This is a genomic window from [Clostridium] aminophilum (genome assembly GCF_900101295.1).
Classification (GTDB): domain Bacteria; phylum Bacillota; class Clostridia; order Lachnospirales; family Lachnospiraceae; genus Clostridium_R; species Clostridium_R aminophilum_A.
Map to the genome: position 1 here is coordinate 26,221 of NZ_FOIL01000007.1, position 25,882 is coordinate 52,102.

20 protein-coding genes are annotated in these 25,882 nt (G+C 45.8%); 9 read left to right on the forward strand and 11 right to left on the reverse strand.

Annotated elements, in window-relative coordinates; genetic code table 11:
* Nucleotides 1-232: 232 nt before the first annotated feature.
* The 5 genes from BMW41_RS03390 to BMW41_RS03410 all read left to right on the forward strand — a co-directional run bounded on the left by BMW41_RS03390 (nt 233) and on the right by BMW41_RS03410 (nt 8,154).
* Nucleotides 233-1,663, forward strand: coding sequence for an SH3 domain-containing protein (locus BMW41_RS03390; protein WP_074648854.1), 1,431 nt, complete (start codon nt 233-235; stop codon nt 1,661-1,663).
* Nucleotides 1,664-1,963: 300 nt separating this feature from the next.
* The gene (locus tag BMW41_RS03395; protein WP_074648855.1) at nt 1,964-4,456 is read left to right on the forward strand and encodes an AAA domain-containing protein; all 2,493 of its coding nucleotides are present in this window, start codon (nt 1,964-1,966) and stop codon (nt 4,454-4,456) included.
* A gap of 16 nt (nt 4,457-4,472) precedes the next feature.
* Nucleotides 4,473-7,481 carry a helicase domain-containing protein gene (locus BMW41_RS03400; RefSeq protein ID WP_074648856.1) on the forward strand — a complete coding sequence of 1,003 codons (3,009 nt, stop codon included), beginning with the start codon at nt 4,473-4,475 and terminating at the stop codon, nt 7,479-7,481.
* Between the two features lie 79 nt (nt 7,482-7,560).
* Nucleotides 7,561-7,839: a type II toxin-antitoxin system RelE/ParE family toxin gene (locus BMW41_RS03405; RefSeq protein ID WP_074648857.1), complete on the forward strand. Its 279-nt coding sequence runs from the start codon at nt 7,561-7,563 to the stop codon at nt 7,837-7,839.
* A 15-nt stretch (nt 7,840-7,854) separates the two neighbouring features.
* Nucleotides 7,855-8,154 carry a HigA family addiction module antitoxin gene (locus tag BMW41_RS03410; protein ID WP_074648858.1) on the forward strand — a complete coding sequence of 100 codons (300 nt, stop codon included), beginning with the start codon at nt 7,855-7,857 and terminating at the stop codon, nt 8,152-8,154.
* Nucleotides 8,155-8,432: 278 nt separating this feature from the next.
* On the opposite strand, the gene BMW41_RS03415 is transcribed toward BMW41_RS03410, so the two are convergent.
* Nucleotides 8,433-10,766, reverse strand: coding sequence for an ATP-binding protein (locus BMW41_RS03415; RefSeq protein ID WP_074648859.1), 2,334 nt, complete (start codon nt 10,764-10,766; stop codon nt 8,433-8,435).
* 35 nt (nt 10,767-10,801) lie between these two features.
* Complete coding sequence (locus BMW41_RS03420; protein WP_074648860.1) at nt 10,802-11,497, reverse strand: response regulator transcription factor; 696 nt, start codon at nt 11,495-11,497, stop codon at nt 10,802-10,804.
* Between the two features lie 331 nt (nt 11,498-11,828).
* Here BMW41_RS03420 and BMW41_RS03425 point away from each other — a divergent pair, with 331 nt between their 5' ends.
* Nucleotides 11,829-13,130 (forward strand): CitMHS family transporter, encoded by a 1,302-nt coding sequence (locus BMW41_RS03425; RefSeq protein WP_074648861.1) that lies wholly within the window; start codon nt 11,829-11,831, stop codon nt 13,128-13,130.
* Nucleotides 13,131-13,267: 137 nt separating this feature from the next.
* Nucleotides 13,268-14,269, forward strand: coding sequence for an isocitrate/isopropylmalate dehydrogenase family protein (locus BMW41_RS03430; protein ID WP_074648862.1), 1,002 nt, complete (start codon nt 13,268-13,270; stop codon nt 14,267-14,269).
* Nucleotides 14,270-14,508: 239 nt separating this feature from the next.
* On the opposite strand, the gene BMW41_RS03435 is transcribed toward BMW41_RS03430, so the two are convergent.
* The 3 genes from BMW41_RS03435 to BMW41_RS03445 form a co-directional block, all read right to left on the reverse strand.
* Complete coding sequence (locus tag BMW41_RS03435; protein ID WP_031471501.1) at nt 14,509-14,769, reverse strand: TIGR03905 family TSCPD domain-containing protein; 261 nt, start codon at nt 14,767-14,769, stop codon at nt 14,509-14,511.
* Between the two features lie 40 nt (nt 14,770-14,809).
* Nucleotides 14,810-15,097 carry a hypothetical protein gene (locus BMW41_RS03440; protein ID WP_074648863.1) on the reverse strand — a complete coding sequence of 96 codons (288 nt, stop codon included), beginning with the start codon at nt 15,095-15,097 and terminating at the stop codon, nt 14,810-14,812.
* A gap of 290 nt (nt 15,098-15,387) precedes the next feature.
* A complete protein-coding gene (locus tag BMW41_RS03445) occupies nt 15,388-16,290 on the reverse strand; it encodes a LysR family transcriptional regulator (RefSeq protein WP_074648864.1) in 903 nt (300 codons plus the stop codon).
* 316 nt (nt 16,291-16,606) lie between these two features.
* Between BMW41_RS03445 and BMW41_RS03450 the strand changes: the two genes are divergently transcribed.
* On the forward strand, nt 16,607-17,128 hold the full coding sequence (locus BMW41_RS03450; protein ID WP_074648865.1) for a YgjV family protein: 522 nt from the start codon (nt 16,607-16,609) through the stop codon (nt 17,126-17,128).
* Between the two features lie 165 nt (nt 17,129-17,293).
* Nucleotides 17,294-17,917: a phosphatase PAP2 family protein gene (locus BMW41_RS03455; RefSeq protein WP_074648866.1), complete on the forward strand. Its 624-nt coding sequence runs from the start codon at nt 17,294-17,296 to the stop codon at nt 17,915-17,917.
* A 58-nt stretch (nt 17,918-17,975) separates the two neighbouring features.
* Here BMW41_RS03455 and BMW41_RS03460 read toward each other — a convergent pair whose 3' ends face one another.
* The 6 genes from BMW41_RS03460 to BMW41_RS03485 form a co-directional block, all read right to left on the reverse strand.
* A complete protein-coding gene (locus BMW41_RS03460; protein WP_074648867.1) occupies nt 17,976-19,511 on the reverse strand; it encodes a tripartite tricarboxylate transporter permease in 1,536 nt (511 codons plus the stop codon).
* A 16-nt stretch (nt 19,512-19,527) separates the two neighbouring features.
* Complete coding sequence (locus BMW41_RS03465) at nt 19,528-20,001, reverse strand: tripartite tricarboxylate transporter TctB family protein (RefSeq protein ID WP_074648868.1); 474 nt, start codon at nt 19,999-20,001, stop codon at nt 19,528-19,530.
* A gap of 55 nt (nt 20,002-20,056) precedes the next feature.
* Complete coding sequence (locus BMW41_RS03470) at nt 20,057-21,166, reverse strand: tripartite tricarboxylate transporter substrate binding protein (protein ID WP_074648869.1); 1,110 nt, start codon at nt 21,164-21,166, stop codon at nt 20,057-20,059.
* Nucleotides 21,167-21,235: 69 nt separating this feature from the next.
* Nucleotides 21,236-22,273 (reverse strand): uroporphyrinogen decarboxylase family protein, encoded by a 1,038-nt coding sequence (locus tag BMW41_RS03475; protein ID WP_242870287.1) that lies wholly within the window; start codon nt 22,271-22,273, stop codon nt 21,236-21,238.
* 349 nt (nt 22,274-22,622) lie between these two features.
* On the reverse strand, nt 22,623-23,408 hold the full coding sequence (locus BMW41_RS03480; RefSeq protein ID WP_074648870.1) for a hypothetical protein: 786 nt from the start codon (nt 23,406-23,408) through the stop codon (nt 22,623-22,625).
* A 220-nt stretch (nt 23,409-23,628) separates the two neighbouring features.
* Nucleotides 23,629-25,746: a hypothetical protein gene (locus BMW41_RS03485; protein ID WP_143050803.1), complete on the reverse strand. Its 2,118-nt coding sequence runs from the start codon at nt 25,744-25,746 to the stop codon at nt 23,629-23,631.
* Between the last annotated feature and the right edge of the window lie 136 nt (nt 25,747-25,882).

The window sequence follows — 25,882 nt, forward strand, 5'->3', positions numbered from 1 at the left end:
CGGTATCCTCCGGTTTGGATTCTTTCACAGGAAAGTGCTTCGCATTTCCCGGGAAAGAAACGCTCCGGGAGGATGCGCGCATCGCTGAACGGAAGATGTCACCTTTCTGTGACCGGCGGCGGCGCACAAAATCCGTGGCGATCCTCTCAGGATTGAGTGGGGAGCCGAAATCCGCTCGCAGACTTTGTTCAAACGAATACATTTTTTATGGAGAGGGAAGGTTATAAAGGTTATGAAAATGAACAGCAATCATTTCTATGGAAAAATGGGACTGGTTCTTGCAGCATCCGCGTGGATCGGAATCTCAAATCCGATGAGTGTACCGGCGGCAGTAAAATTTCTTCCGGGCGTCACGGCTGAGATGAGCAATCCGTCTTACTGGGTGAGGGATCTGACCGGCACCGATGACATTCTGGCGGACAGTTCCCGGATCGCTTCGCTGAACCAGAAGATTCGCGCTTCCGAAGGATCCAATATGTTTGATCTTGATTCCATGAGTGCAACATTCAACGCGGCGGAGCTGACAGCGAAGATCCGTGAATCAACACGGAAAGAGCTTGCCGCATACGCGACAGGCGGCAATTATGCCGCTGACGGCTCTGTGATGACACAGGAAATGCTGGATCCGGTGATTGAAAACTGTTTTGATCCGACGGCGACGGCGTCCCAGAGCAGAGGATACGGAATCTGTGTAAAGCGAACGGATATCCGCGCCTATCCGTCATCGATGATTATTGCTGATGATCCCGGCGACAACGATTTTGACAACGGCGTTCTGTCGGCACTTCTAGTCAATGAACCGGTTCGAATCAATTTCCGCTCCGCGGACGGCGCATGGCTCTACATCACATCCGAACTGGTGGCCGGATGGGTTAAGACGGAAGATATCGCGATCTGTCACAGCAGGAATGAGTGGAAGTCCGCATGGGATATCGCGGCACCGACCCGGGTTGTGGTTACCGCAGGAAAAGTGTATCTGGAAGAGTCACAGACGAATCCGGACATCTCTGAGACCATGCTGACCATGGGAACCATTCTGGAGGCGGCCGATACGACGGGAGGAGGTCTTGTGGCGAACCGTTCTCCGTATCAGAATTATCCGGTATACATTCCGGTTCGTCAGGCGGACGGAACCTATGCGAAGAAAAAGGCGCTGATTTCGCAGCACAATGCGGTGTCGGAAGGATATCTGCCGCTGACGACGAACAATATTCTGAAGACAGCGTATTCGATGCTGGGAGATACCTACGGATGGGGAGGAATGCTTTCCTCGGTTGACTGCTCCTTCTATATCCGCAATATTTACCGGTGCTTCGGTCTGAATATTGCCCGGAACACGAGCTGGCAGGCATCCATGCCGGTTCATAACATTGAACTGGAAGGAAAATCGGATTCCGAAAAGCAGGCAATTCTGGATTCATTAAAGCCGGGCGCGACATTATTCTTTAAGGGGCATGAAATGATGTATCTCGGGGAAGTCCGTGGGAGACATTTTGTCCTCAGCGCCGTGAGCTCCATGCGTCAGCCATCCGGAACCGGAAAACTCCGAGTTCGAAGTGTGGTGGTCAGCAGTCTGGAGGATACATACCGCATGAACGGCCTCAGCTGGTTGGCAAGTCTGTACCGCGCGCAGATCCCGTATGAGGAACCAAAAACAGAATAATGCATAAAAATATCGGAGGATCTCTTATTTATTTGAGATGTAAGATCACAAAAAAGTAAAACCCGACGGAAATAGTTAATGAGACCTTTTTAAGGGAATATTTCGAAAAGCCCTTAAAAAGGTCTTTTATTGCGTTCAACTGCACTTTGAATACAACTGCATTTTTGGGATTCTGTATAAAAAGTTGAAAATTTATGTAATTTATTAGATTAGTCGATAAAGTTTAAGGTGATATAATAAGAATATGATTTTGGATTTGCCATGAGTTCAGATTATATTAAATAGGGAGTTAACAGAAAGATGCTTTCTATAGAAGAAAATGATAGCTTAACTCGTGATGTAAGTGTTGATGAGTTAATTGGAATGAGAGTTATGATTGTGCAGAACCATCAGATTGGAACAATCAGATATATAAAAGACGGAGTTGTTTCATTAGACTGTCATGGTTCTGAAAAAAAATATCTGTATCCAGCAGCATTTGCAGGAACACTTGAATTAGAAGATGAAGATCTTAATGAAAGAATTCTGATGCAGGGACAGGAGGCATCATTTGAGGAATTTAAGAAAACTTATCGTTTTGCCCTAACCAATGAGATTGATTTTTTAAAATTAACTGGTGGAAAAAAGTATAGGATTGTTGATGGCGAAAGAATTGCGTCTCGAGATGGTGAATACTTGTATGCTTTTGATACGGATTCAGACCTGCATTTCCCGGATGGTACAACAGTTAAGTTGTGGTTTCCAGAAAAAATAGTGACGGGTTATGTTGTTTCGTGTGAGGATTTTACAATTCTTATCAGAACAATGGAATATATAGGTGAAACTATTGACAGCGTTGAGTTCACATCGGAACAATGGCAATTACTGGAAGCTTTGATGGATCGAATAAAGTGTATGGAACCATCAAGGGATTCTATAGCATATGAAATTGCCTGTAACGGAAGAAAAAAACTTATTCCATGGAGTAATATAAGATGCGGTCAGAATTCTGCAATGAATAGAGCAACTTCTGAAAAAGTCACTTTTATTTGGGGCCCACCAGGGACTGGAAAAACAGAAACACTTGCAAATATAGCATTAGAACATATTGAAAAAGGGCGGAGAGTCCTTATGTTGTCATATAGCAATGTTTCTGTAGACGGGGCTTTAATGAGGGTTGCTAATAAAGCCGATCTTGAAGCTGGAAGAGTAATTCGATATGGTTATCCAAGAATTAAAGAGTTAATTGATAATTGTAATCTTACATCATATCAGTATGTTTTACAGAATAATCCTGAACTATCAAAAGAATACAGGGAACTCAACGAAAAGAAAAGAAGTCTAAAACGAAAGGATCCGGAAAGAATTGAAATAAACAAATGCATAAATAGATTACGGGACCTTTTGCTGCAACAGGAACGGGATCTCATTTATCGAGCGGATTTTATTGCGACTACTGTATCGAAAGCAACCGTTGATCCATCCATCTATATGCAGCAGTTTGATGTAGTTATCTTTGATGAGGCAAGTATGGCATATGTGCCTCAGATTATTTTTGCATCAAGTTTGGCGAAAAGTTTTTTTGTATGTCTTGGGGATTTTTGTCAGCTTCCTGCGATTGTTCAGAATAATACAGATGATCGATTGACAAAGGATATTTTTGAATACACAGGTATCACTTCGGCTGTCGAGGATAATCAGAGTCATGAGTGGTTGGTAATGCTTGATTTACAATTCCGAATGCATTGGGATATAGCGGATTTTGTCAGTCAAAATATGTATCAGGGAAGATTAAAAACAACAGATAAAATAAGTGAAAGCAGACAAGAAATTGCCATGTGCGATCCAGTACCGGGGGCAGCTATGTCTATGGTAGATCTTAGTGGCATGTATTCTGTATGTACAAAAACCATGGATGGTTCAAGAATCAACATTATGTCTGCTTTGATGTGCGTGAGAATAGCTGAAAAGAACTTGAAAAACTATGAAGTAGGAATAATCACCCCCTATAGCGCACAGTCAAGGTTGATAATTGCAATGTTACGAGATTTGCAGGAAAAAAACAAAAAATGGTTGAGGGTATCATGCGCTACTGTTCACCAGTTTCAAGGATCGGAAAAACCGGTTATAGTATATGATTCAGTGGATTGTTTTCGAATGCCTTATCCGGGAATGATGCTCTCCTCGATGAAGAATGATTCAGCGAATCGATTGTTTAATGTTGCTCTGACCAGAGCAAAGGGAAAGTTTGTTTTGGTGACAAATGCTGATTATTTACTTCGAAAGCATCTGTCAAAAAAGTTGGTTTTTACCAAGGCAATTACTAAAATACAAAGGGAGCAGTGCTTGATAAGGGGGGCATCTGTGTTAGATGAAATGATGCCTATAGAAGATGAAGATCCATGTATTTATATCGGAGATCGGGAAAACAGCTGGAAAAGATATATTGAAGATATAAAGAATTCAAAGGATTCAATTCATATGGAGATACCGGATGTAATGGATGAGAATGATACCGCAATGGAACAATTTGGTTCTGTTTTGTCGATAAAAAAGGCGAATGGGGTTCATATTTGTATTCGAACACCTGAAGACATTGATTTGCCGATGGAACTTCAAGAATTTATTAAGCTCAATGATTATGTGACAAATCCGGTAACGGTGATTGATAAAAAAACAGTGTGGTTTGGTCAACCGCTATATGCAGCAGATTTCATATCGGAGGGAGATATTCTAGATACAGAATATTTTCCCTGTATCAGATTTGAAGGAAAACACATGGCAAGGTTGATACAGGCCTTTCTTGAGTTCTGATTAAAGGAGAATAGAGTTGAATCTAAACGAATACCCTGAAGAATTGAAAAATGAAGAACAATTTGCACTTGATAAGCTTATTGCCAAAATGGATAGGGTCCTGAATAGTCTTGATCACAGGATGAAAGAATATGTTCGAGAGGCAAAGAACGCAGACATTTCATTAAACCCTGATTTATATTTGAGCCAGCTTATGGCTCAAAAGGGGATTAAAGATACTGCTGAGTATCGCGAAAAATTGTTGCAGTCAAGGGATGAACTGTATCGTTCACGCTTATTATTAAAGTATAATGATGGGACGGAAGAAGGGATAAGAGAAATTAAGGTTGGTTTACACTCTTGTTCATATGGCTCAAAAAAATACGTAGTGTCGTGGACAATGCCGGTGTGCAGGCATTATCTCTTTGATAATAATAATACAGACTTTGAAAGCATAGTTAAGGATAAGGACGGAAAAGAATATCATACGAAGTATTCGTTACTGATTAAAAATGAAGTCACGCTTAGATTTACGCGAGTAAAAAAAGTAATAAATATGTTTCCGGGCGTTTTTAATGATACTGATTTAGAAAAAATAAAAAATACAGATTTTTTTAGCAATGACTTTATAGAAAAAATGATAAGTAGATTCAATCCGGACGAGTATAAACCCGATCAGGCAGCGGAGATAATTTCAGATGAATTCCTTCAGGAATTATTGCAGAGACGTTCATCACCGGAATTTCGAAATATAGTTTTTTCTATTCAAAAAAAACAGGGCGAAATCATTCAGGCACCATATGAGAGGAATTTGATTGTCCAAGGTTGTGCAGGTTCCGGAAAATCAATGATTATGCTGCACCGGCTACCAATTTTGTTGTACGATAACCCAAACAGCTTTAGTCGGACTTCGCTCTATATTATCTCACCATCTCAAACGTACACGCAATTAGCTGATAATATGAGGCATCAGCTGGAAATTTCCGATATAAACATGGGCACAATAGAACAGTATTATGATTATTGTATTGAAAAATACCCTGGTTATAAAGCGAGCGAATATGGGAGGATAAGTTATAGTGATAAATTAAACAGCGAACAAGAAGCTTATATTTATTCGAAGAAGTGTATTTTTGATATTAAGCAACATTTTGAGGGCATCTTAAATTCTAAATTATCTTTGAAACTAGCGTTCTCTGAATTGGGAATAAATGAGAACGAACGAAGAAATATAACCACTTATTACCAAAAAATCAATTATCGTCTGTTACTTTTACAGAGTGCTCTGACAGCAAATGAAAATGTTATTGAAAGATATTTCGTTTGTATACAAGCAGTGGTCGATTCATTAAAAGATTTAAGCGCTACATTACGTTATCGGAAACAAAAAACAATTCAAGCGCTTAGTAATAGGATTAATTCGTTTGAGAAGGAAATAGAGAGGGCACAAATCGAATTAAAAAAATTGGATGAGAATAAGAATGCGGATGCGATAAAGAATAGATTAAATATAATCGATTACAACAGAAAACATCTTGAGCAGACTATAGAAGAGAAACGCGTTGCAGAGTTAGATGACGATTATTTTAATTCTTTAAGTCTTCTGAATGATAAAGTTGAAGCAGTTATTGATCCTTTTCAGGGATTGAATAATGGATTTACTCAAAATACCATAGAGAGCGTATATCATGCTGTAGGATTAGTTGGTCAACTGATTGGTGGATTCTATATGCTTTCATGGGAAATATCTAAAATTGAAGACAAATATTCGGGATATCTTGGAGCAATAAGTCAAGATGTTGATAAAACTCAGCAGGAAATAAAGAGATTACAAGAAAGAAATGAAAAATATCTTGATTTAGAATACTATAATCGGATTCAAGAAGAACACAATGCTTTGTCCGAAGAAAGCAAAAAGGCGGTAAAGAACGCTTATAGAATTGTGATGGCGAATATTGGCATAGAATCAGATGAAAAGGGAAATATAAAAGCCCTGAAGTGTTCGCCATATGTATATCTTCAGATTCTTTTTCAGTACCGAGGAATCTCATCTATGCAAAAAGAATCACTTTTAGCAATTGATGAAGCACAGGGAATAGCACCGGAAGAACTTAATCTTTTAAAGAATGTCAATGGTGGTAATGTTATCTTTAACTTGTATGGTGATATTAATCAGCATATTGAGGGATCAAAGGGAATTGATAGTTGGGAGGAGTATTCGGATATTATTGATTTTGACATTCAAGAAATGAAAGAGAATTATAGAAATGCTTCCCAAATAACTAATTATTGCAATAGATTTTTTAATATGGATATGGTTCCTATCAACACATCTGGAAAAGGCGTTCATGAGTTGAGCAATATATTTGAGTTTCGAACGGAATTGTACAATCAATTGTTTGACAATAAGAGAACAGGGTTGGCAGCAATCTTAGTTGGAAATGATGCTGAAGCTCGTTATTTGATGGGAGAGTATTCTGAATATGAAAACAAATTCCATGATATGACTGGTGAGGACTTTGGAATCCATAGAACTCGATGGAATATCATTCATATTGACGACGCAAAGGGTCTGGAATTTAGTTCAGTTATCGTGTTGGCTGGAAGAATGAGTCGCAATCAAAAATATATAGCTTTTACTCGTGCATTGGATGACCTTTATGTTTACTCAGAAGTAATTGATGTAAACGGTTATGAAAAACAAGGGCAAAATAAGCAACAGAATAATAATGAACAATCAAAAACGAAACCAGTAATTGTTCATATTGATTACGCAAATGCCTCAAATTGCAAGAAACAAAAAAAAGAAAGCAAAAAGAAGGAATATAAAGATAGTGAACTAAGAAAATTCTTCGAGGAATCCGGTTTAGATGTTGTTGATAAACGAGATAAAGTCGGAGGAAGATTATGGGTTCTAGGCGAAAAAACCGCAATTAAGAGTGTTATTAACGCTGCTATGTCAAAATTTCAGATTTCAGGAAAATATATCAGTTCAAGTAAAGAAATCGGGAATAGGAATGGATGGTGTACAAAGTCAGATAAATGATTTGATGGTGTTTTAAAGATTATAGAATTGCTCACAATATGATATTGAAAAACGATACGCGTGGGGTTACAATCGAGATATGATAAAATCTTTTTCGCACAAAGGATTAAAAGATTTCTTTGAAACGGGCTCCAAAAAGGGAATTCAGCCGGAGCATGCCACAAAATTGGAAAGAATGTTGGATAGGCTTGATGCCAGTATGTGTCCGAATGATATGAATCTACCCGGATATCGTTTGCATCAGCTCAAGGGAGATTTGAGCGAAATGTGGTCTGTCACGGTTAATGGAAATTGGCGTATAACATTTTACTTTGAAGGGAATGATGCCTTTTTGGTGGACTACACGGATTATCATTGAATGGAGGGATGAATCATGACAAGAAAACCGACCCATCCCGGCAGAGTGTTTTTAGAAGACGTACTAAAGCCGTTAGGATTATCTGTCACAGAGGCAGCAAAGATGTTAGGTGTCAGTAGGAAAACTTTGTCGGAGTTTGTAAATGAAAAGGCTGCTTTAAGTCCTGAGATGGCTTTGCGGATCAGTAAGGCGACCAATACCTCGGCAGAAAGTTGGCTCAATATGCAGCAGAAACTTACATTATGGAATGCAAGCCAGCATGAACCGATGAATGTGATAATGTTTCCGATGCCGATAAAAGCAATGGAAGGATGAATCTCGACGAAACGATGTTGGATGGCAGAATCAAGCGAAAATATCGTGCGCCCCTCATCCATCTATTCGATAAAGTGGACTTTCACGAATAGATGGATATCACATCTTCTCTCGCCGGGTTCCTGCTTCTGTCCCCTCTTTTCGGTAAAATGCCCTGGACTGACGATTTACAGCGGATAATCCATCTGATTTTGGGTTATCCGCTGTTTCTCATTTATTGGGATGTTCCGTTGTCTGTGTACCGAAATCCGCTATCTGCAAGGTATTTTAGATTCACTTTATGGATCCATATTCATTTCTTCAGATTCGGCATCACCGGACTCCGGATGATCGCATTTGGCATACAAAATCCTCAGCTCACTGGCCAGTTCATCACGGATGACAAATCGGTCAATGATTCCGTTATTCTGATACCATCCAAGATTCGGATCCATTGTTTCAACCAGAACAATCAAACGGATCTCCGGATTCTGTCTTCGGATAATTTCTGCCAGATCAATCCCGCTCATCGCCGGCAGCTGATAATCGATCAGCATCAGATCGAAACAGTTCGGGTCTTTTGTGATCCGGTCCAGAACCGGCGCAGACTGCTCGAATACAGACACACTCATATCGGGCAGATGAAAAAAGTCCCGGTACTGGCGAATTTTCAGATCTGGAGAAACAATTCCAACATTTTTTATGGAGTTGAGTCGTTTTCGGCCGCCGAAACCACGGTTTTCCGTGATTTCCGGGATCTCAATCCGAAATTCCGTGCCCTCTCCGACTTTGCTGTATACACGAATGGAACCGTGAATTGAATTCAGAATATTCTGAATTACTGACAGACCGAGTCCGGTTCCCTCCCGCGATCCTTTTGTGGTGTAAAACGGATCGAAAATTCTTGAAAGCGACTGCTCCGGAATTCCGCACCCGTTGTCTTTCACAAAAAGGATCGGCTGTCCGCCGTTGTTGCGGCCAAATTGTATACAAAGAGTCGGCTGCTTCGTCTCTTCCATTGCCTGAAACGAATTTTTTGCCAGATTCATCAGGATTTGTTCCACCATCCCCTTTCGGATCAGGCAGAAAATGTTTTCGTCCGTAATGTCGGCGATGAAGGTGATGCGCGCCGGGCAAAGCTGACGGATCAGATTGGAGGCGGTCTGCACTTCTTCCGTCAGATTGAGCTCGCTCAGTCTGATGCCGGTGTCCTGCCGGGAAAACTCCAAAAGCTGGCGGGATAGATCGGAGGCGCGGTCGATGGAGGAAGAAATCTCTCGGACCATCTCTTTTCCGTCTTCGGACAGTGTTTCATCGTTTTGAAGCATATCTGCGTACAGAAGAACCGGCGTCAGGTAGTTGTTGAATTCGTGTGCGATGTGGCTCGACATCATGCCGAGGGACTGAATGCGCTGATAATGCCGGATTTCCTCATTTTTCTGCAGGATGGTCTCCATTCCCCGGTTGATTTCCTGTAAGTAATGGATTTTGTCCTCCTGGGATCGGGCCTGATATGTGATCCGGATGATGAGATACATCACGATAAGCACCAGAAGGACGTAAATCGTCAGAATACGGGTCAGCATGGAAATCATGCTGTTCAGAGGTTCCTGCAGTTCTTCCAGGGGAAGGGTCGAGTTGATGATCCATTGTTCCCCCCGAAATCGTATTGTGGTGAATGCGATCACCCTTGTGATGTCCTGCGGCGGATTCTGATCCCAGTCATAGGTGTGAAGAACCTGACTTCCCGAGTCGTGCTCGGTCTGATAGGTGATCCATTTTTCCAGATCGGACAGATTGAGATTCGGGTAGATCCGGGCACGGTCGGAAATGGCATCCAGACCGATCTGGCTTTTGGCATGGTGCATGAGGATCGTCAGATCCTGATCTTTGACGATGGAATATCCCCCTGTGCCTATGCGGACCGGTGCGACAATCCGGCGATAAATCTCATTTAGATCCATCGCCAAAAGAACGATGCACCGTTCGTTTCCGTAGGAAAAATATTTCCGGATATACATGTGATATCCCTGACCGCCGGAAATCTGCCGTTTTCCGACGATCTCCGCTTCGATCTCCGGTTTGTTTTTTAGGCCGGCTGCTGCCGCCTCTTCCGCTTGGGAATCCGGATCGGACGCTGCTTTTGATAATTCATCCGTGTCGGAAAAATCGCCCGAAAGCCGGTTTTGGCTTTCTGCAAAGGATCGCAGATCCGGATCGGCATCCTTTTGGGATACCGCTTCTCCGTTCCGGTCAAAATACAGGACCGGTCCGTTTTCCCGCCGCAGTATCAGGCCGCTGTAAAGGTCATGTTTCCGGTTCAGAAAAGCGGAATTTTTCCGCTGTAATCCGTCGTCCGGCTCGGTCTGCATGCGCTCGGAAACGATTTCATCATAGAAAAGGTCGATTTCTCCAAGGTTTGCCATGATAAAATCGCCGACATTCTGTCCGATTGTGTCGGCGATGGTCTGAAGCTGTTTTTCTTCGCTGCGGATGATGGAATCGCGGTACCGGACATAAAACAGGTAACATCCGGAAAAGACCGCCAGGGACACCACAATGATGGCGGTGAAAGCGAGAATGATGAAACGGCCGGATCGGCGGGTCAGATTATTATGTCTATTTTTTTTCATGGCTGACGCTGTTTCTCCTAAAAGGAGGTGTGATGTCACACACCCGGAACTTCAAACAGGTACCCGATGCCGCGAACGGTTTTGAGATACTGCGGATTTTTTGGATCGTCCTCTATCTTGGCGCGGATCCGCCGTACATAGACGATGATGGTGTTGTCGTCGACGACGGAATCTCCCCAGACCTGATTGTAAAGCTGTTCTTTTGTAAAAACCTGCCCCGGATGCTCCATGAAAAAACGGAACAGGGTCAGTTCCCTGCCGGTCAGAGCGAGTTCATTTCCGCCTTTCAGACAGGTCATCCGCAGCGTATCCACAGAAAACGGTCCCTGCCGGATTTCATTTGGCGCTAGCCTGTTGTAGATCTCGCTGCGCCGGATGAGGGCCTTCGCTGTCTGGATCAGAACGGAATTGTGAAACGGTTTCGTCAGGTAGCTGTCTGCGCCGAAGCCGAGCCCCAACACCTGATCCATCTCATCGGATTTTCCGGACAGCATCATGACCGGTGTGCTGTCTCCCTTCCCTCTCATGGTCTGAAGGACCTGATAGCCGCCGACCCGCTTCATCATGACATCCAGAATGACCAGATGAAAATGTTCGGACCGGAGAATCTGAAGGGCCTCATCGCCGTCTTCCGCTTCGATCACCGTCATATTTTCTTTTTTGAAGGCCAGCCGGATAGCTGTGCGGATGGCTTTCTCATCGTCGACCACAAGAATTTTCTCGTCACTCATTTTCTTTCGCTTCCTTACATATTGTCATCTGTATCAAGACCGACTGCCGGATGTTCCGGGGCAAAGGATGTCATCATCCGCTCGATTGTCTGCGCTCCGGCGGCAATTCCGCCGCGAAAGGGCGCACCCCGGTATATCTTCTCTGAGTATTTCGTTTGCTTTCACTATAAATATAATGGTTTCGACGAAGTTCGTAAACCGATCCGGCCAATGTGACAAAACTGTCATTATTCTGTCACGTCCTTGTCACTCCGGTCTTCTACGATGTACCTGTAAACATCGATACAGCTCATGGGGGTTAAGACAGGAAAAAACAAGGAGGTACTTTTTCATGACTGCAGCTATTGGTTTTCTCATGATCGTCGCGATCGTGGCTCTCTTACTGAAAGGAAAAATGTCACCGGTCGTTGTACTGGCGGCGATTCCGGCGCTTGCCGCGCTGATTCTCGGATTCGGTCTTCCGGATATCATGAAATTCATTGCCGACGGAATCGGCACAACAACATCGAACGGTATTCTGTTTATTTTCTCGGTGATCTATTTTGGCGTTCTCGCAGATACCGGTCTCTTTGATGTCATCGTCAACTGGCTGGTAAAGAAGGCCGGAAACAATGTAATCGCCATCACGGTTGCGACAGCAATCATTGCTACCATCGCGCATCTGGACGGTACGACCGCAGTGACGGTTCTGATCACCATTCCGTCCATGTATCCGGTCTATAAGAAGATGAACATTGATGAGAGAATTCTTCTCTGCATCACCGGTGCATGCATGGGTGTTATGAATCTTCTCCCGTGGGGTGGTCCGACGGCCCGCGCGGCAACGGTTCTTCAGATGGACGCAAATGATCTCTGGCACATGCTGATTCCGATCCAGGTCATCGGATGCATCATCAATATTGCACTGGCAGTTGTCATGGGAATGATTGCCATCAAGATGGGCGCCGGTGCAGGAAAAGGTGTTGAGATTGAGAGCGCACAGGAAGAGAAAAAAGAGGACGATGCTCTTCGCAAGGGACCGAAGATGCTGTTCTTCAATTTCCTGTTGACAGCAGTTGTGATTGCCGGACTCTCCGTTGGAATCGGGAAATCCTATGTCGTATTCCTTCTGGGACTCTGTGTTCTTCTCGCGGTCAACTATCCGGATCAGAAGACACAGCAGAAACTCATCAAAAAGCACGCACCGAGCGCAATTGCCATCTCCGCTACCCTCTTTGCGGCAGGTGCCATGGTTGGTGTATTTGACGGAACCGGTATGCTGGAAGCAATGGCGTCTGCCATCATGGGAATCATCCCGCCGGCTCTTGGCCAGTATATTCACATCATTTTCGGTATTCTTGCTCTTCCGCTTGGTCTTTGCATCGGAACCGACGCATACTTCTACGGTATCATGCCGCTGGTTATGCAGGTCGGTGAGACTTACGGCGTTGCTTCTCTGAATACGGCAATTGCCATGATTATCGGTAAGAACCTGGCACTTATGGTAAGCCCGCTTGTTCCGGCTACCTATCTCGCAATCGGTCTGACCAACACAGAACTCAAGGATCACATGAAATTCAGCATTCCGCCGTACTACGTTACCAGTGTACTGATGGTATTTCTCGGAATCGTGATCGGTGTTGTGAAGCTTTGATACAGCTTTGATACAATGTTGAACTAAAATCAGAAGTAAAATCAGGATTCATTCAGAGAAAGCCCTGCCGCATTGATGACAGCGATTAAGGTTGATATAAGGATGAAATGAATGAATCCTGAATGGAGGAAAGAAGAATGGATAAACATACTGTCACGGTATTCCGCGGTGACGGAATCGGACCGGAACTGGTGGAAGCAGCGATGAAAGTTTTAGACTGTGCGGGCGCACCGCTGTCTTATGAGGTTTTTGATGTCGGTGAGGCGGAATATGAGCGAAACGGAAAGCTGATTCCGGATGAGGCACTGGCTTCGTTTGAGCGGACGCGCGTGATGCTGAAGTCTCCCATCACCACTCCGGTGGGAAAGGGTTTCCGCTCTCTGAATGTCACGCTTCGGGGCAAATACAATCTCTATGCCAACATCCGTCCGGTAAAGTCGATTCCGGCCATTGAAACACCGTTTAAAAATGTCGACATTGTCATCTTCCGTGAGAACACGGAGGGACTTTACGCGGGAGTGGAGGACGTCATCAGCGAGGATGAGGTTCACGCTTTAAAGATTGTAACCAGACCGGCATGTGAGAACATCATCCGTGCGGCTTTCGATTACGCGGTAAAGAACGGAAGAAAGAAAGTGACCTGCGTTCACAAGGCAAATATCATCAAGCGCGCGGACGGAATGTTCCTCTCCATCTTCCGTGACATCGCAAAAGAATATCCGGACATCGAGGCTGATGACAAGATCATTGACAACACCTGTATGCAGCTTGTCATGCGGCCGGAGCAGTTCGACATCATGGTGATGCAGAATCTTTACGGTGACATCCTCTCCGATCTCTGCAGCGGTCTTGTGGGCGGTCTCGGCGTGGTTCCGTCCTCCAACATGGGTGCGGATCATGCGATGTTTGAGGCGGTTCACGGCAGCGCTCCGGATATTGCCGGTCAGCGCATCGCGAATCCGACCGCATTTCTCTGGTCTGCCTGCCTGATGCTGGATCATCTGGGTGAGAAAGACTGTGCGGACCGGATCCGAAATGCCATTGATCAGGTTCTGAACGAAGGAAAGCATCTGACAAGGGATCTCCACGGCAATGCCGGAATGGATGAATATGTGGATGCGATCTGCGAAAAACTCTGATTGTGTTGAAGTAAAAAAAGGATAAGATTCTTCCCCCTAAGAATTGGATCATAAAAGCAGCGCCCCGGGCAGTCCGTTACGACCCGACCCGGGGCGCTGTTTGCGATAAAAGGCCGTTCGACACGGCCCCGGGGCACTGTTTGCGATAAAAGGCCGGCAGACGGGCCGTTGTGTATGCACTGGCGGTCTGTTGCCGGTCTTTTATGCTCTTATGCAGTTAGAAGAATGCTTTTTCCGGTTCAGCAGGTCTCACAGGTTCCGTCCAGCGCGGACCGGACGGCTCTTGCGAGCTGGTCCGGGCAGGATGTTCCGCGCCCGCCGCAGTCAACGCCCCTTAATCTCTCGATGACGGTCTCCGCTTCCATTCCTTCACAGAGACGGCTGACTCCCTGTGTGTTTCCGTTGCAGCCGCCTACAAAGCGGACATTGTGCAGAATGCCGTCGGTAATCTCGAAGGTGATTTTTCTGCTGCAGACTCCGAAGGTTTTGTATACAAACATGTCTCTACTCTCCTTTTTTCGCATGATTTGTTTCGTTTGTTCAGATGGTCTTTAATTCATTCAGAAACATCTCATAGTAATCGTCTTCTCCCTGAAGAAGCGGTGAATTTTCTCCGCCGCCGTTGGTGGAGCGCCGCATGGCAGCGTAATAATCCTCTCCCGCGCTCAGTATATCCATCTCGTAGAGCGGATAGCCTTCCCCGGTACAGACAGCGCAGAAATCTCTCAATGCGTGCTCGCTTCCTTCGGTGGCGAGAAAACGCTTCCGAAGGGCGTCGTCGTGTCTGGCTTTATTCAGTAATGTGTCAAGGATCTCTCCGGTTGTCATGATTCTTACCTTTCTTTTTTCGGCAGAAGGAACGAACCGATGTGCTGCGAAAGCAGATCAGTTCGAACCGATCCAAAATATCTTGTCAGGCTGCCCTGCTGCAGGAATATATTCCATATAGTACTGTATAGTACTGTCTGCAACAGTATACTATGTTTTTGCATATGTGAACATCCTGTTTTAGCACAAATTCCGTAAGCAGTATTCGGCTCTCCCATCCGTTTATCCATCACACAGGGGAGCTGAATGGATTTTTTCGCGCAGCCGCTGGTCACCGTAAATGGACAGGTTCATTTCGCCTGCGGAATGTCATCATATGGGCCGTACTGTTCTTCTACCCAGGCTTTCGCGTATTCCATGAATACTTTCGCCGCTTTCGGACACATTTCCATGGACCGGGCTCCCATACCGATGGTCCGGTGAACCGGTTCGTCGAATTCCATGGATTTCAGCTGATAGGGACAACCCTCGAGCAGGATTTTCGGATTGATGCAGTATCCGAGATTCTGCTCGGCCATCGCCAGTGCGCCGAGATCATTTTCGCAGGAATAGGCAATCTGCGGTTTGATATGGTACTTCCGGAAGATCGCGTTGGATTCGTCGTCATAGGAAAGACTGATATAGGGATATTTTCCGAGATCGCTTACCGGAAAGACATTGAGACCGGCTGCCGGATGTTCCGGGGCAAAGGATGCCATCATCGGCTCATGCATCAGCGGAATCACGTCGAGCTTACGCGTGAGCGGAAAGACGAAAAAACCGCAGTCCACATTTCCGGTCCAGGTCAGCATTTCCGCCTGCTCCCCGTTGTCACAGGTAACCTGATGAATCCGGATGTTCGGATAATCCCGGTGGAATCGGGCGATGATCTCCGGCATCCAGCGGATGGCGATGCTGTAAAACACGAGAACGCGGATCTCGCCGGTGTCCAGATTCTTCAGATCCCGGATTTTTTCCATAAGAAGCCGTTCCGAACCGGCAAGCTGACGGATTACCGGCAGAAGCTCCCGCCCTTCGGAGGTCAGTCTTATCCCGCCGTATTCTCGGTCAAACAGACGAAGTCCGATGGTTTCCTCCATGGAGGAAATGATGTAGCTGATGCCGGCCTGCGTGTATCCCAGGCGGTCTGCCGTTTTCTTAAAGCTGCCGAGTTCTGCCGCGGCGAGAAAGACTTCCGTGTTGATTTTCTCCATGTCGTTCCTCCGTTTGATGAATGACAGTTGGCCGTAAACGAAGAACGTTTTCGGGAAAATGAACCCGGACAACCCGTCCCGCGTTCTGAACGGCTGATGCTGAGATTTTGTATTTTTATAAAGAAGAATGGATTGATTCGGAATTGAATTAAAGAACTTCTTTAGAATTTTAAAAGAAATCCTCGTTTTACTTTAATTCCTGCCTTCATTATAATTGCTTATAGAAAAGAAGTAAACGCCCGGGCCGGAAAAGCCGATTTACAATCCTAGTTTTTTCCGTTAAGATGTTGCAGTAGTATCGAAGAAGGAGGAAGCAATGAAAGCGATCATCATCGGAAATATCATTTCGTTTTTTGCCATGCTGTGTCTTGTGGCAAGCTGTTCGGCAAGAGACCGGGAAAAGATGTATCGTTTCCAATTGTATGAAACGGTTCTCTGCACGGTTGCGTCTCTGTTTTTCGGTTCTTATTCCGGTCTGTCGACGCAGTTTATCGCTATATACCGTAACTGGAAGGTCTATAAAAAGAGATACACCTTTCTGGACATGATTCTGAGTGCCGTTCTGATCGTCATCATCGGACTGATCGTGAACAACCGAGGCCTGATCGGTCTTATTCCGATCGTCGCGACCATTGAACTCACATTGTGCAACTACTACCTGAAGAATCCGAATGCCATCCATTTCAGTATTCTTCTCAATACCGCCATGTGGATGGTGTACTCGCTTTTTATCTTTGATTTTTCATCCGTTGCGGGACAGATCATTTCCATCAGCGCAGGGATTTACAGCAGTTACCGGGTGTGGAGGAACAATAGACAAGCAAGCTTGTCTGCTTGAGCCTGGAGGACAAAATATGATATAATTCGCGGGTATGTGAGGAAATTCACATACCCGCATTTTTAAGCATGATTTGCAGGAAAACGCTGCCGTTGTACGCAAGATCGTATGTCTATGGCGTCTAACCCCACATGCAGATCATTTACCGAACAGAAAGGCAGTTTCATGGAAATTTTACTGAAAGTAATCCTTGTGCAGGCGATCCTGCTCATGATACAGTGTGTCCTCTACTTTGGCGTAGAGATATTTGAGGGAAAACCGCATAATGTTCTGACCCGGATCGATGATTATCTTCCGTTTTCCCCTTGCTGGGTCTATGCCTATGTTCTCTGGTTTCCGCTGATCGCGGTATTTCCGGTCCTTACATTTTCGGCAAATACCGCGATCTATTCGGTCTACATCACCGCCATTTTGGCAGACATTGTCATTAGTACCTTGATTTATTATGTATGGCCCACATCTTTTGATCGGCCGGTGCCGCCGGAGACATTTACCGGTAACCTGATGAAGAAAGTTTATGAGGGAAGCTTTCGCGGTGTAAACTGCGCGCCGAGCATGCACTGCTCGATGTGCTATCTGGTCATCATCGGCTGCGCTCTTTGTCCGGAACTTGCTGTCGGCGTACGACTGGTGTCGGTTCTTGTGGCCGCTGCCATTGTCCTCTCGACGATGTTTACAAAGCAGCATGCGTTTGTCGACGCCGCTTCCGCTCTTCCGCTGGCGGCGCTCTGCTGGCAGATCGGTCAGCGGTTGCCGGCGCAGTGGCTTGTGAATATGGTCACGGCATAATCGTCATCTGTTGAAATCTGAGGAAGCAAATGAATCGCTTCTATTCTGTGTTTTTCATTCAGACTGCTGCGGTTTCCCGGTAGGATGCCTTCGTTTTTCTTGTCTTCCATTTATGAACGGTCGGAACAAGCGCAAATCCCAGAATGACCAGTACAATGATCATTGATACCGGTCTGGTGAGAAAATACGCAATCAGTCCGCCTTTTGGCGCTGCCATGATCAGTGCTCTGCGGAAATTGGATTCCAGAATGTCGGCCAGAACGACACCGAGAACCAGCGGAGCCGGCTCAAATCCGGTAATCTTCATCAAATATCCAATCAGTCCGAAAATCAACATGATCAGAACTTCCGCCATACTCTTTTGAAGGGAGTAAGTACCGATGCTGGCGAGGGCAACAATGATCGGAACCAGAATGTGGTTCGGAACCATACAGATCCGCGCCATCTGTCGTGCAAGCGCTACACCGATGACACCCATCAGCAGATTTGCAAGAAGATAGCCGATGAAAATGGTATAGGTCGTATTGGCTTTGCTTCCGCTGAACAGACTGCTACCCGGCTGAAGTCCATGCATGATCATGGCTCCGTACAGGATCGCCGTAACCGGAGAACCCGGAATTCCAAGAGTGAACAGCGGAATCATTGCGCCGCCGCAGCAGGCATTATTGGCGGCCTCGGATGCCGCAATACCTGTCTTGGAACCGTGGCCGTATTCTTCCGGATGTTTGGAGAGCCTTTTATCGGTGGAATAACTCATCCAGGATCCGATGGATGCACCGGCAGCAGGAATAAATCCGATGACCGAGCCAATGACCGAACTTCTCAGAATGGTCGGCAGGATCTTTCTGCCGAGTCCCTTTTCCCATCTCTTTCCGCGAAGTCCTTCCCTCGGGTCCCGAATGATGGTATTTCCTTTTCCGCTCGCGGCTTTTTCTACCAGAATCATGCACTGAGAGATAGAGAAAAGTCCAATCAGGATCGGGGTGGAATCCAGTCCGTCCTCCAGCCAGAGCTGACCGAAGGTAAATCGCGGAACGCCGGTGATTTTATCCAGACCGATACAACCGATCACAAGTCCCAAAAGTGCAGAGAAAATTCCTTTTGAACGGTTTTCACCGGTAAGGCCGGCGACGACCAAAAGTCCGAAGCAGGCCACAAGAAAATATTCCAGCGCAGAAAACATCAGGCTGACCCTGCCGAGCATCGGCGCAAAAAGAAGCAGACAGATGGCACCGATCACACCGCCGGCGGTACTGGCCACGGTGACGATCGACACGGCTTCCATGCCACACCCCTGCTCGGTCATGGCGTATCCGTCCTCGGTTGTCGCTGCGGAAGCGGACGTTCCCGGGGTGTGACAAAGTACGGCGGTGATGGATCCGCCGTATACTCCGGTGGTGTAAAGCGCGACCATCATTACCAGAGCCGCCATTGGTGACATGGTAAATGTTACCGGAATCAGCAGGGAGATTCCGACGGATGGTCCGACGCCCGGAATGATTCCGATGATCATGCCGGAGACAACGCCGATGATAAGCGCGATCAGGACCTGCGGATCGGTGAAAGAACCGAATGCCGAAATAATGTATTCCATAGTATTTCCCTTTCTCTTATCGGATAAATCGGAACAGCGGTCCTGTAAGGCCGACTTTATAGATCGGCAGCTGAAGGATGACCACAAACAGAACAAAGGATGCGATCAGATAGACCGCTGTGACCAGGATGATCTGCTTTGCGGACCGTACACCCATATACCACTGGAAGACCACCATAAATACTAATGTTGCGATCCAGTATCCGATCACTTCAAATGCGACAAAATACGCAAAAGTCAGCAAGGTAAAGGTGAGCGCAGTTTTTGTTCCACGGAACAGGCCGGATAAGGTTTCCGGTTTGTCATCCTTCTTTTCAGAGGCGGTGATCCCGTTTCGGGCAATCACGACCGAAAACGCCAGCATGGCGATTCCGAGGGATGTCGGCACAATTTTCGCCTCACCGCTGATTCCGAGGGCAAAACAGATGATCAATAGACTGACAAAGAAAAGGACGATCCCAATGTAAAAATCCGGATGTTTTGTTTTCATCCTGAAACCTCTTTCCTCCCCCTGATCGTTCAGGGGGATATCTAATAATTCGATATTACTTTTTCTGAAGATTCCATACGTCAAGGCGGATATCCAGCTGACTCTCCAGAGTCTTTCGGAAATCATCTCCGGTGGAAGTATCCAGTGTGATGCCCAGTTCCGACATATTCTTGATATATTCCGGATCTTCGGAGGCTAGCTGAATTGCTTTTGCCATATACTCTGCCTTTTTCGGATCTACGGTCTTCGGATAGAAGTAGCCTCTGTCGGAAAATCCGAGATATTCTTTTCCGGTAGCTTCCTTGATGGTCGGAACGTCCGGGAGCTGTTCAACTCGTTTTTCGGTAAATACCGCGATCGGCGTCATTTCATCACTGTCACCGGACAGAATATCGGAGACATTGCAGAAGTATACATCCGTATCTCCGGCAAGGAACATGCTCTTTCCGTCTGCGGAACCGTCGACCGGTACGACCGTGATTTTGGCGTCAAAATTCTTGTTAAACCACTCTGCAGTCGAAGCATCTCCGTCAGTGATTCCGGTGGCCTGGGCGGAGATCAGAACCGGATTACTCTTTGCATACTCAACAAAGCTTGACGCATCGGAAAAACGGTCTTCGTTTTTACGGATGACCAGAGCGTTGGCGTCGATACACTGATTTGCGATCAGCTGAAGATCATCGAGTCCGTATTCGCGCTGATTTCCTTCGTCATACTCTCCGAATACAAAGTTGTGGTTTACCAGTCCAAGGGTGTAGCCGTCAGAGTATTTATCTGCATTTCCCAGGAGATCGGACCAGGATACCCAGCCTCCGGAACCGGTTGGATTTTCAATGACAACATTCTGTCCGGTTACTTTTGTGAGCGCGGTTGCGAGATGACGTGCGCCGATATCCGTTGCACCTCCGGCAGAAAACGGTACCTGAATCGTGATGGTCTCGCTCGGGAAGTCACCGACTTTTTCCAGCGATGATGATGTGTTTCCGGAGGAAACAGAGCTTTCTGCTGTCTTTGTTTCGGAACCGGCATTCTCGGATGCCGTGCTCTCGGAAACGGAGGCTGCCTTCGTTGTGCTTTCGGCGGCAGAATTTGCGCAAGCTGCAAGTGAAGCGCTCATAGCGCCGGCAAGAATAACTGCGGTAATGGATGATACTGTCTTTTTCATGTTTTCCCCTTTCATTCCATTAAAAAGTTTTTATATTAAGCAGGCTGAGGTTTGACCCGGTCTGCTGCATTACGAAGTAATTTTCAGGATGCGCTCCTCTTCTTCCAGCGTTTTCCTGACGTAATGAAGCATTTCTTCATTGAGAGGATAACGGATGACACACCCCGGTGTCAGGATAAGATTTTTCCCTCCGGTTATTTTGAGACATTTATAAATCTGATGGTGAATGGCGTTGAACTGACAATGGGTAATATCAAAACGTTTTAATCCGCCCATGAGACATTTTCCGGTGAACTCCAGCGTCTCATCCAACGTCGGATAAGTTTCCCATACATGCCAGTTGAATACATCTACCGGATAATCCTTTAGGATATTAAACATAATGTCTGTTCCATGGCAGTGAAGGGTGTTCATCCAGCCGCCGGCAGACCGTGCCGCTTCGAGAACACGAATATCGTAGGGTTTCCCAAATTCCTCATATTCGTTTTCCTTGAGCGGTTCCGTGGCCATCTCGTTTGTATAATTACTCATCTGTGCAGCGAGAAAAATTCCGTCGGCACCGAGATGAATGGCTTCCTTTGCGAGGTCGCAGGTTACTTCGGTAATCAGCTCCAGTGCTGCTTTGATCTCGTTTCCGTGTCCGTCATGAATATATGTGGCTGCATTTCCACCACAGAGTTTATTGACCGTCGAAATTGGACTGAAAACAGTAAAGATCACCGGCACATCGTCCTCTCCGAGACGCCGTTTGAGCATTTGCAGATAATGGAGTTCTCTTCCCAGTGCGCCCTCTTGAATGGAAGGACGGGAAAGATTCAACCAATCGGCAGCGGTGTGAACCGGTGTGCTGACAAGCTCTGCTTTTCCACCCTGCGCAACCGTGGAATAATCGATTTCTACTCCGAAATCTTCGATGGAATACATTCCGTTATTCATTGTCTTGATGAAATCCAGATCGTATTTTTCATAAAAGGCAAGAGTTTGATCTGTAATCTGATCGGCGTCATGATCGAACTGCGGCATATGACTCCATAGACTGTACGGAGTCTTATCCGGTTTTCCACCCCGGACTGCGGTCATGATCCGCTCTTTCTTTGTCATTTCCATGGTGATACTCCTCTTTGACTGATGCTGTTTTTTGCAAATGCTTGTGAAGTAAAAACAAAACATCGTTCTACTACTAAACCTATATAAATAGTATGTATATGTGAATGGTAGGAATTGTATCACAGAAATGTTTTTAAAAAAAAATACACAAAAGTTATGGAAAGATATAAAAAAATAATATATAGTCCGGATCTTAAGATAATATCAGGGGATAAAAGAAGGTAGCAGGCAATTTGCCTGCTACCTTCTTTTATCGGTGGAACATTTAGCAAGTGGGTTTTCGAAATTAGTGGCGTTGCTTTTTCGACATGTTTGATGATTCCGCTTAGAGTGGGCAGATTGTTACCTGCTACAGCCCCATCATTACCGTACGGAAAAAGTCGGACGGAACGAAATAAAGACCGTCAGTGGCTTCTTTCCGCCATGTCACAGAATGATACCATGGCATATAGAGATCCTGCATACCGTGATGGATCGGAATGCTGACGACTTCCGACAAAAGATCGCTTACGCTATTTTTTAGGACAGTGAGATAATCGTCGAAGTCAATGGTGATGCCGGAATTTATGGGAGAGCCGCTGTTGGTGGTGTGCCAGGCCTCATCGTCAAAATGATCCATGATCACATGGTGCGGGATGAAGCAGACGGATGTCCGCTGCTCTTTCATCGAGGTACAGATCAGATCAAACAGGACTTTTTCATTTCCGTGCATTTCGCCCCGAAGGGTCCGGTAGATCTTTCTGCAGTAATCCCGGTGAGAATTATCCTGCGACCAGGTATCCGGGAGTGAATTGGGATTCAGGGCGAGCAGGTAATTCATCACCTGATCGAACCATACCGGGCCCTCCAGAAGAGGCTCTTTTTCCGCGGTCAGGCGAAGGCGGTGGTCGGGATTGGGCTCTCCGGCGGAGATCATCCAGTCTCTTCCAATCTTACGCGCAGTGCGGAAGCCTCCGCGAAGCGCTTTCTGACGGGCGGTAGCCGGAGAAAGATCATGCATTTTGGCCCAGTCTTTTAACGGGATCATATCTTCCGGAACTGCCTCCTCGATCTGCCCTCTCTCATCCAGGGTGACCGGTGATCCGGCGCTGTCCAAAAGAGAAAACAGATTTTCTGCTGTATGATTATCTCTCATGAAGATTCCTCCTTTTCCTAATTTGTAACGGAAAGATTTATATCTTTATTATACTACGTTTGCGTAGCAATGCAATACTGCTCGGCATATTTTTTTATTACTTATTTTTTCGTTCCTAATAAACAAGTGTTTTGGTTCGTTATTTATGAAAAACCTGCCTGTACGGATGAATTCCGATACGGGCAGGTTTTCTCGAGTCTAGTGGATTTACTGGTGTAATTTACGCATCCTCTTGCGTTGCATCGTCTGCAGGATCCCCGGTTTTATCCTGTGAGTTTTCAGCTGCGATATCTCTGTCGGCAGGAATTTCAGGATCCGACTCCGGTGTAGATTCTTTCCGGTTCTTGTCATCGGGCTCCTCTTCCGGACCTGTAGTGGTCGAGGTATCTTCCGGCATGCTTGCTATTTCCTGTAATTCGGAACTGTTTTCTGAACTGCTGTCCGAAGGAATCGCATCTTCCGATGATGTATCCGTAATGTCTTTTGCATCTGTACTGTCTTGCGTACCGTCACTGTTCGGAGAATCGGTATTATTGGTATTATTATCAAAGCCGTCATTGCTTTGAGTTTCTTTGCTGTCATTTACAGCATCATCGGAAGGTACTTCGGAATCGACTGCTGCATCGTCTGACATCTCGTTGCCAGCTTTCAACGAAACTGAATTGATCTCGGGATATTGATGCATAATACTTGCCGCCATTGCCGTTCCGTTTTCAGTAGAATTGCTTCCCAATCCGGTTGTGGTTGACTTTCCGGCCGTGTCCAGAGCAGTGTAATAATCAGCGGTTGATGGCACATAGGTTCTCGAATCGACAACGTTAAAAAAGGTGCTTTTTACTACTTCATCTGTGAGCGGCGATACATATCCCTGCTCCTGACGGAGAATGGACCCGTTTGGCTGCATTGTGGTGGAATCCTCCAGGAAGTTCAGATAATCCGCCACAAACTGAAGGGAACTTTGATCTCCCTGATATACCCCATGTTCATCTTGAATGCCTTTCACAAATCGCTTAGTGAAATCATCTGTGTCATTGTAGGCCCCATCCGAGATTTCGGAAATGATGGTATCCAGGGGCTTATTATTATGAAGCTGGTACAGAATCTCTTCCATTCCGGCCCGGATGACCTCCATATTGTAAATGTTGTTCTGGGTATCATGGAGATCTTCGCTGGTGTAATCGCAGTATTTTACACCGGCGAGGCCTGCCAGATATACGCTGGCGAGATAACCGGAAACATAGTTTGCGGAAGCTAAGTCTTCATTCAGAGTCTGCTCGATGTCGTTGCAGATAGTGTAGTCTTGTGTCGGACCATGAAGAACTGTATCGAGATATCGTGAAAGAACGTGCTCTGTATCATAATCCATCTTATAAGCCCAAGTATCACGTACATTATCAACCTGCAAGTATCGAAAAAAAGTGACCCGTGATTGAAAAACATTTTGTACTGATGAAGCAGTTCCTTCAGTGAACCAAAATGGGAACAGATCGCCCGTTTTAGCGGAGGTTGACATTCCCGTATGGTTATAATCGTACATATATGCGTGGAATAATTCGTGAAGAATGATGTTTTCTAACGCCTTTCTTCCGCCTTCGACCAGGGTCCATTTTCCGTTATCGTCTTGTTGGATGATATTTTCAACACCTCCAGAGTCTGTTATAAATATCGCTCCTGTATTGACTAGGAATGTATACATATAAGTTGCAGTGCTTGAGCTGTTCTTTCCATCAAGAAATGCGGAGCCACCGGACCAATCTTCTTCTCTGCCGCTAAAATCGGTTGTATTGTAATAGATATTCAGCCCGAGCTGTGTTCCGATCTCCTTGTCCGGAGTCGCACTGCCGAAAGATTTCGGGAAACTTTCTTCCAAAAGTTTGGCCGCCTGCGGAATGATGGTATACCGGAGAAGCGTCACAAATTCGTTCAGGAATTCGGCGTCATACGTCTCAATGGCGGATTTATCGCAATGAATACGCACCAAGTACGGAAGCTCGTCCGCGGGATCCTTGTTTGGATCGTCCGGCTCTACCCGGTCACGATGGGGATCCTGGGAATCGGACGAATCGTCATCGGAGTCTTCCGGATACTGCTGATCCGTTGAATCTTTCTTTTCATTCAGCGGAACGGCAAAGGAGTCCGGAGCCTGGTTGGAAAATCTGGTGGATAGATCAAATTTCAGCGGGACCGGTGTGATGCACAGAAAACCCAGGGCCGGATCCGAAACAAAGAGGGATCCGTCCCGATCACCATAGAGGTTTTTGACAAATTCCGGAAGATAGATGGCAAAAGAGCCGTCGGATGCCGACGTCTTGATGGAGTATCCGGTGGGAATATACACCACAAAGATCGGAAAACAGGTAGTCTCTTCCGAAAAGTTTTCCACAGGATTTCCGGCAGGATCGATCCACAGAACCGGGATCTCCCATGAGACGCCCTGATCGGTGGTGATCTTCGCCCGGTCATCCAGTGCTTTT

Excerpts from the sequence above, each read along its gene's own strand:
- BMW41_RS03390 (WP_074648854.1), top strand. The coding sequence starts at position 233 with ATGAAAATGAACAGCAATCATTTCTATGGAAAAATGGGACTGGTTCTT.
- BMW41_RS03395 (WP_074648855.1), top strand. The coding sequence starts at position 1,964 with ATGCTTTCTATAGAAGAAAATGATAGCTTAACTCGTGATGTAAGTGTT.
- BMW41_RS03405 (WP_074648857.1), top strand. The coding sequence starts at position 7,561 with ATGATAAAATCTTTTTCGCACAAAGGATTAAAAGATTTCTTTGAAACG.
- BMW41_RS03410 (WP_074648858.1), top strand. The coding sequence starts at position 7,855 with ATGACAAGAAAACCGACCCATCCCGGCAGAGTGTTTTTAGAAGACGTA.
- BMW41_RS03415 (WP_074648859.1), bottom strand. The coding sequence starts at position 10,766 with ATGAAAAAAAATAGACATAATAATCTGACCCGCCGATCCGGCCGTTTC.
- BMW41_RS03420 (WP_074648860.1), bottom strand. The coding sequence starts at position 11,497 with ATGAGTGACGAGAAAATTCTTGTGGTCGACGATGAGAAAGCCATCCGC.
- BMW41_RS03425 (WP_074648861.1), top strand. The coding sequence starts at position 11,829 with ATGACTGCAGCTATTGGTTTTCTCATGATCGTCGCGATCGTGGCTCTC.
- BMW41_RS03430 (WP_074648862.1), top strand. The coding sequence starts at position 13,268 with ATGGATAAACATACTGTCACGGTATTCCGCGGTGACGGAATCGGACCG.
- BMW41_RS03435 (WP_031471501.1), bottom strand. The coding sequence starts at position 14,769 with ATGTTTGTATACAAAACCTTCGGAGTCTGCAGCAGAAAAATCACCTTC.
- BMW41_RS03440 (WP_074648863.1), bottom strand. The coding sequence starts at position 15,097 with ATGACAACCGGAGAGATCCTTGACACATTACTGAATAAAGCCAGACAC.
- BMW41_RS03445 (WP_074648864.1), bottom strand. The coding sequence starts at position 16,290 with ATGGAGAAAATCAACACGGAAGTCTTTCTCGCCGCGGCAGAACTCGGC.
- BMW41_RS03450 (WP_074648865.1), top strand. The coding sequence starts at position 16,607 with ATGAAAGCGATCATCATCGGAAATATCATTTCGTTTTTTGCCATGCTG.
- BMW41_RS03455 (WP_074648866.1), top strand. The coding sequence starts at position 17,294 with ATGGAAATTTTACTGAAAGTAATCCTTGTGCAGGCGATCCTGCTCATG.
- BMW41_RS03460 (WP_074648867.1), bottom strand. The coding sequence starts at position 19,511 with ATGGAATACATTATTTCGGCATTCGGTTCTTTCACCGATCCGCAGGTC.
- BMW41_RS03465 (WP_074648868.1), bottom strand. The coding sequence starts at position 20,001 with ATGAAAACAAAACATCCGGATTTTTACATTGGGATCGTCCTTTTCTTT.
- BMW41_RS03470 (WP_074648869.1), bottom strand. The coding sequence starts at position 21,166 with ATGAAAAAGACAGTATCATCCATTACCGCAGTTATTCTTGCCGGCGCT.
- BMW41_RS03475 (WP_242870287.1), bottom strand. The coding sequence starts at position 22,273 with ATGGAAATGACAAAGAAAGAGCGGATCATGACCGCAGTCCGGGGTGGA.
- BMW41_RS03480 (WP_074648870.1), bottom strand. The coding sequence starts at position 23,408 with ATGAGAGATAATCATACAGCAGAAAATCTGTTTTCTCTTTTGGACAGC.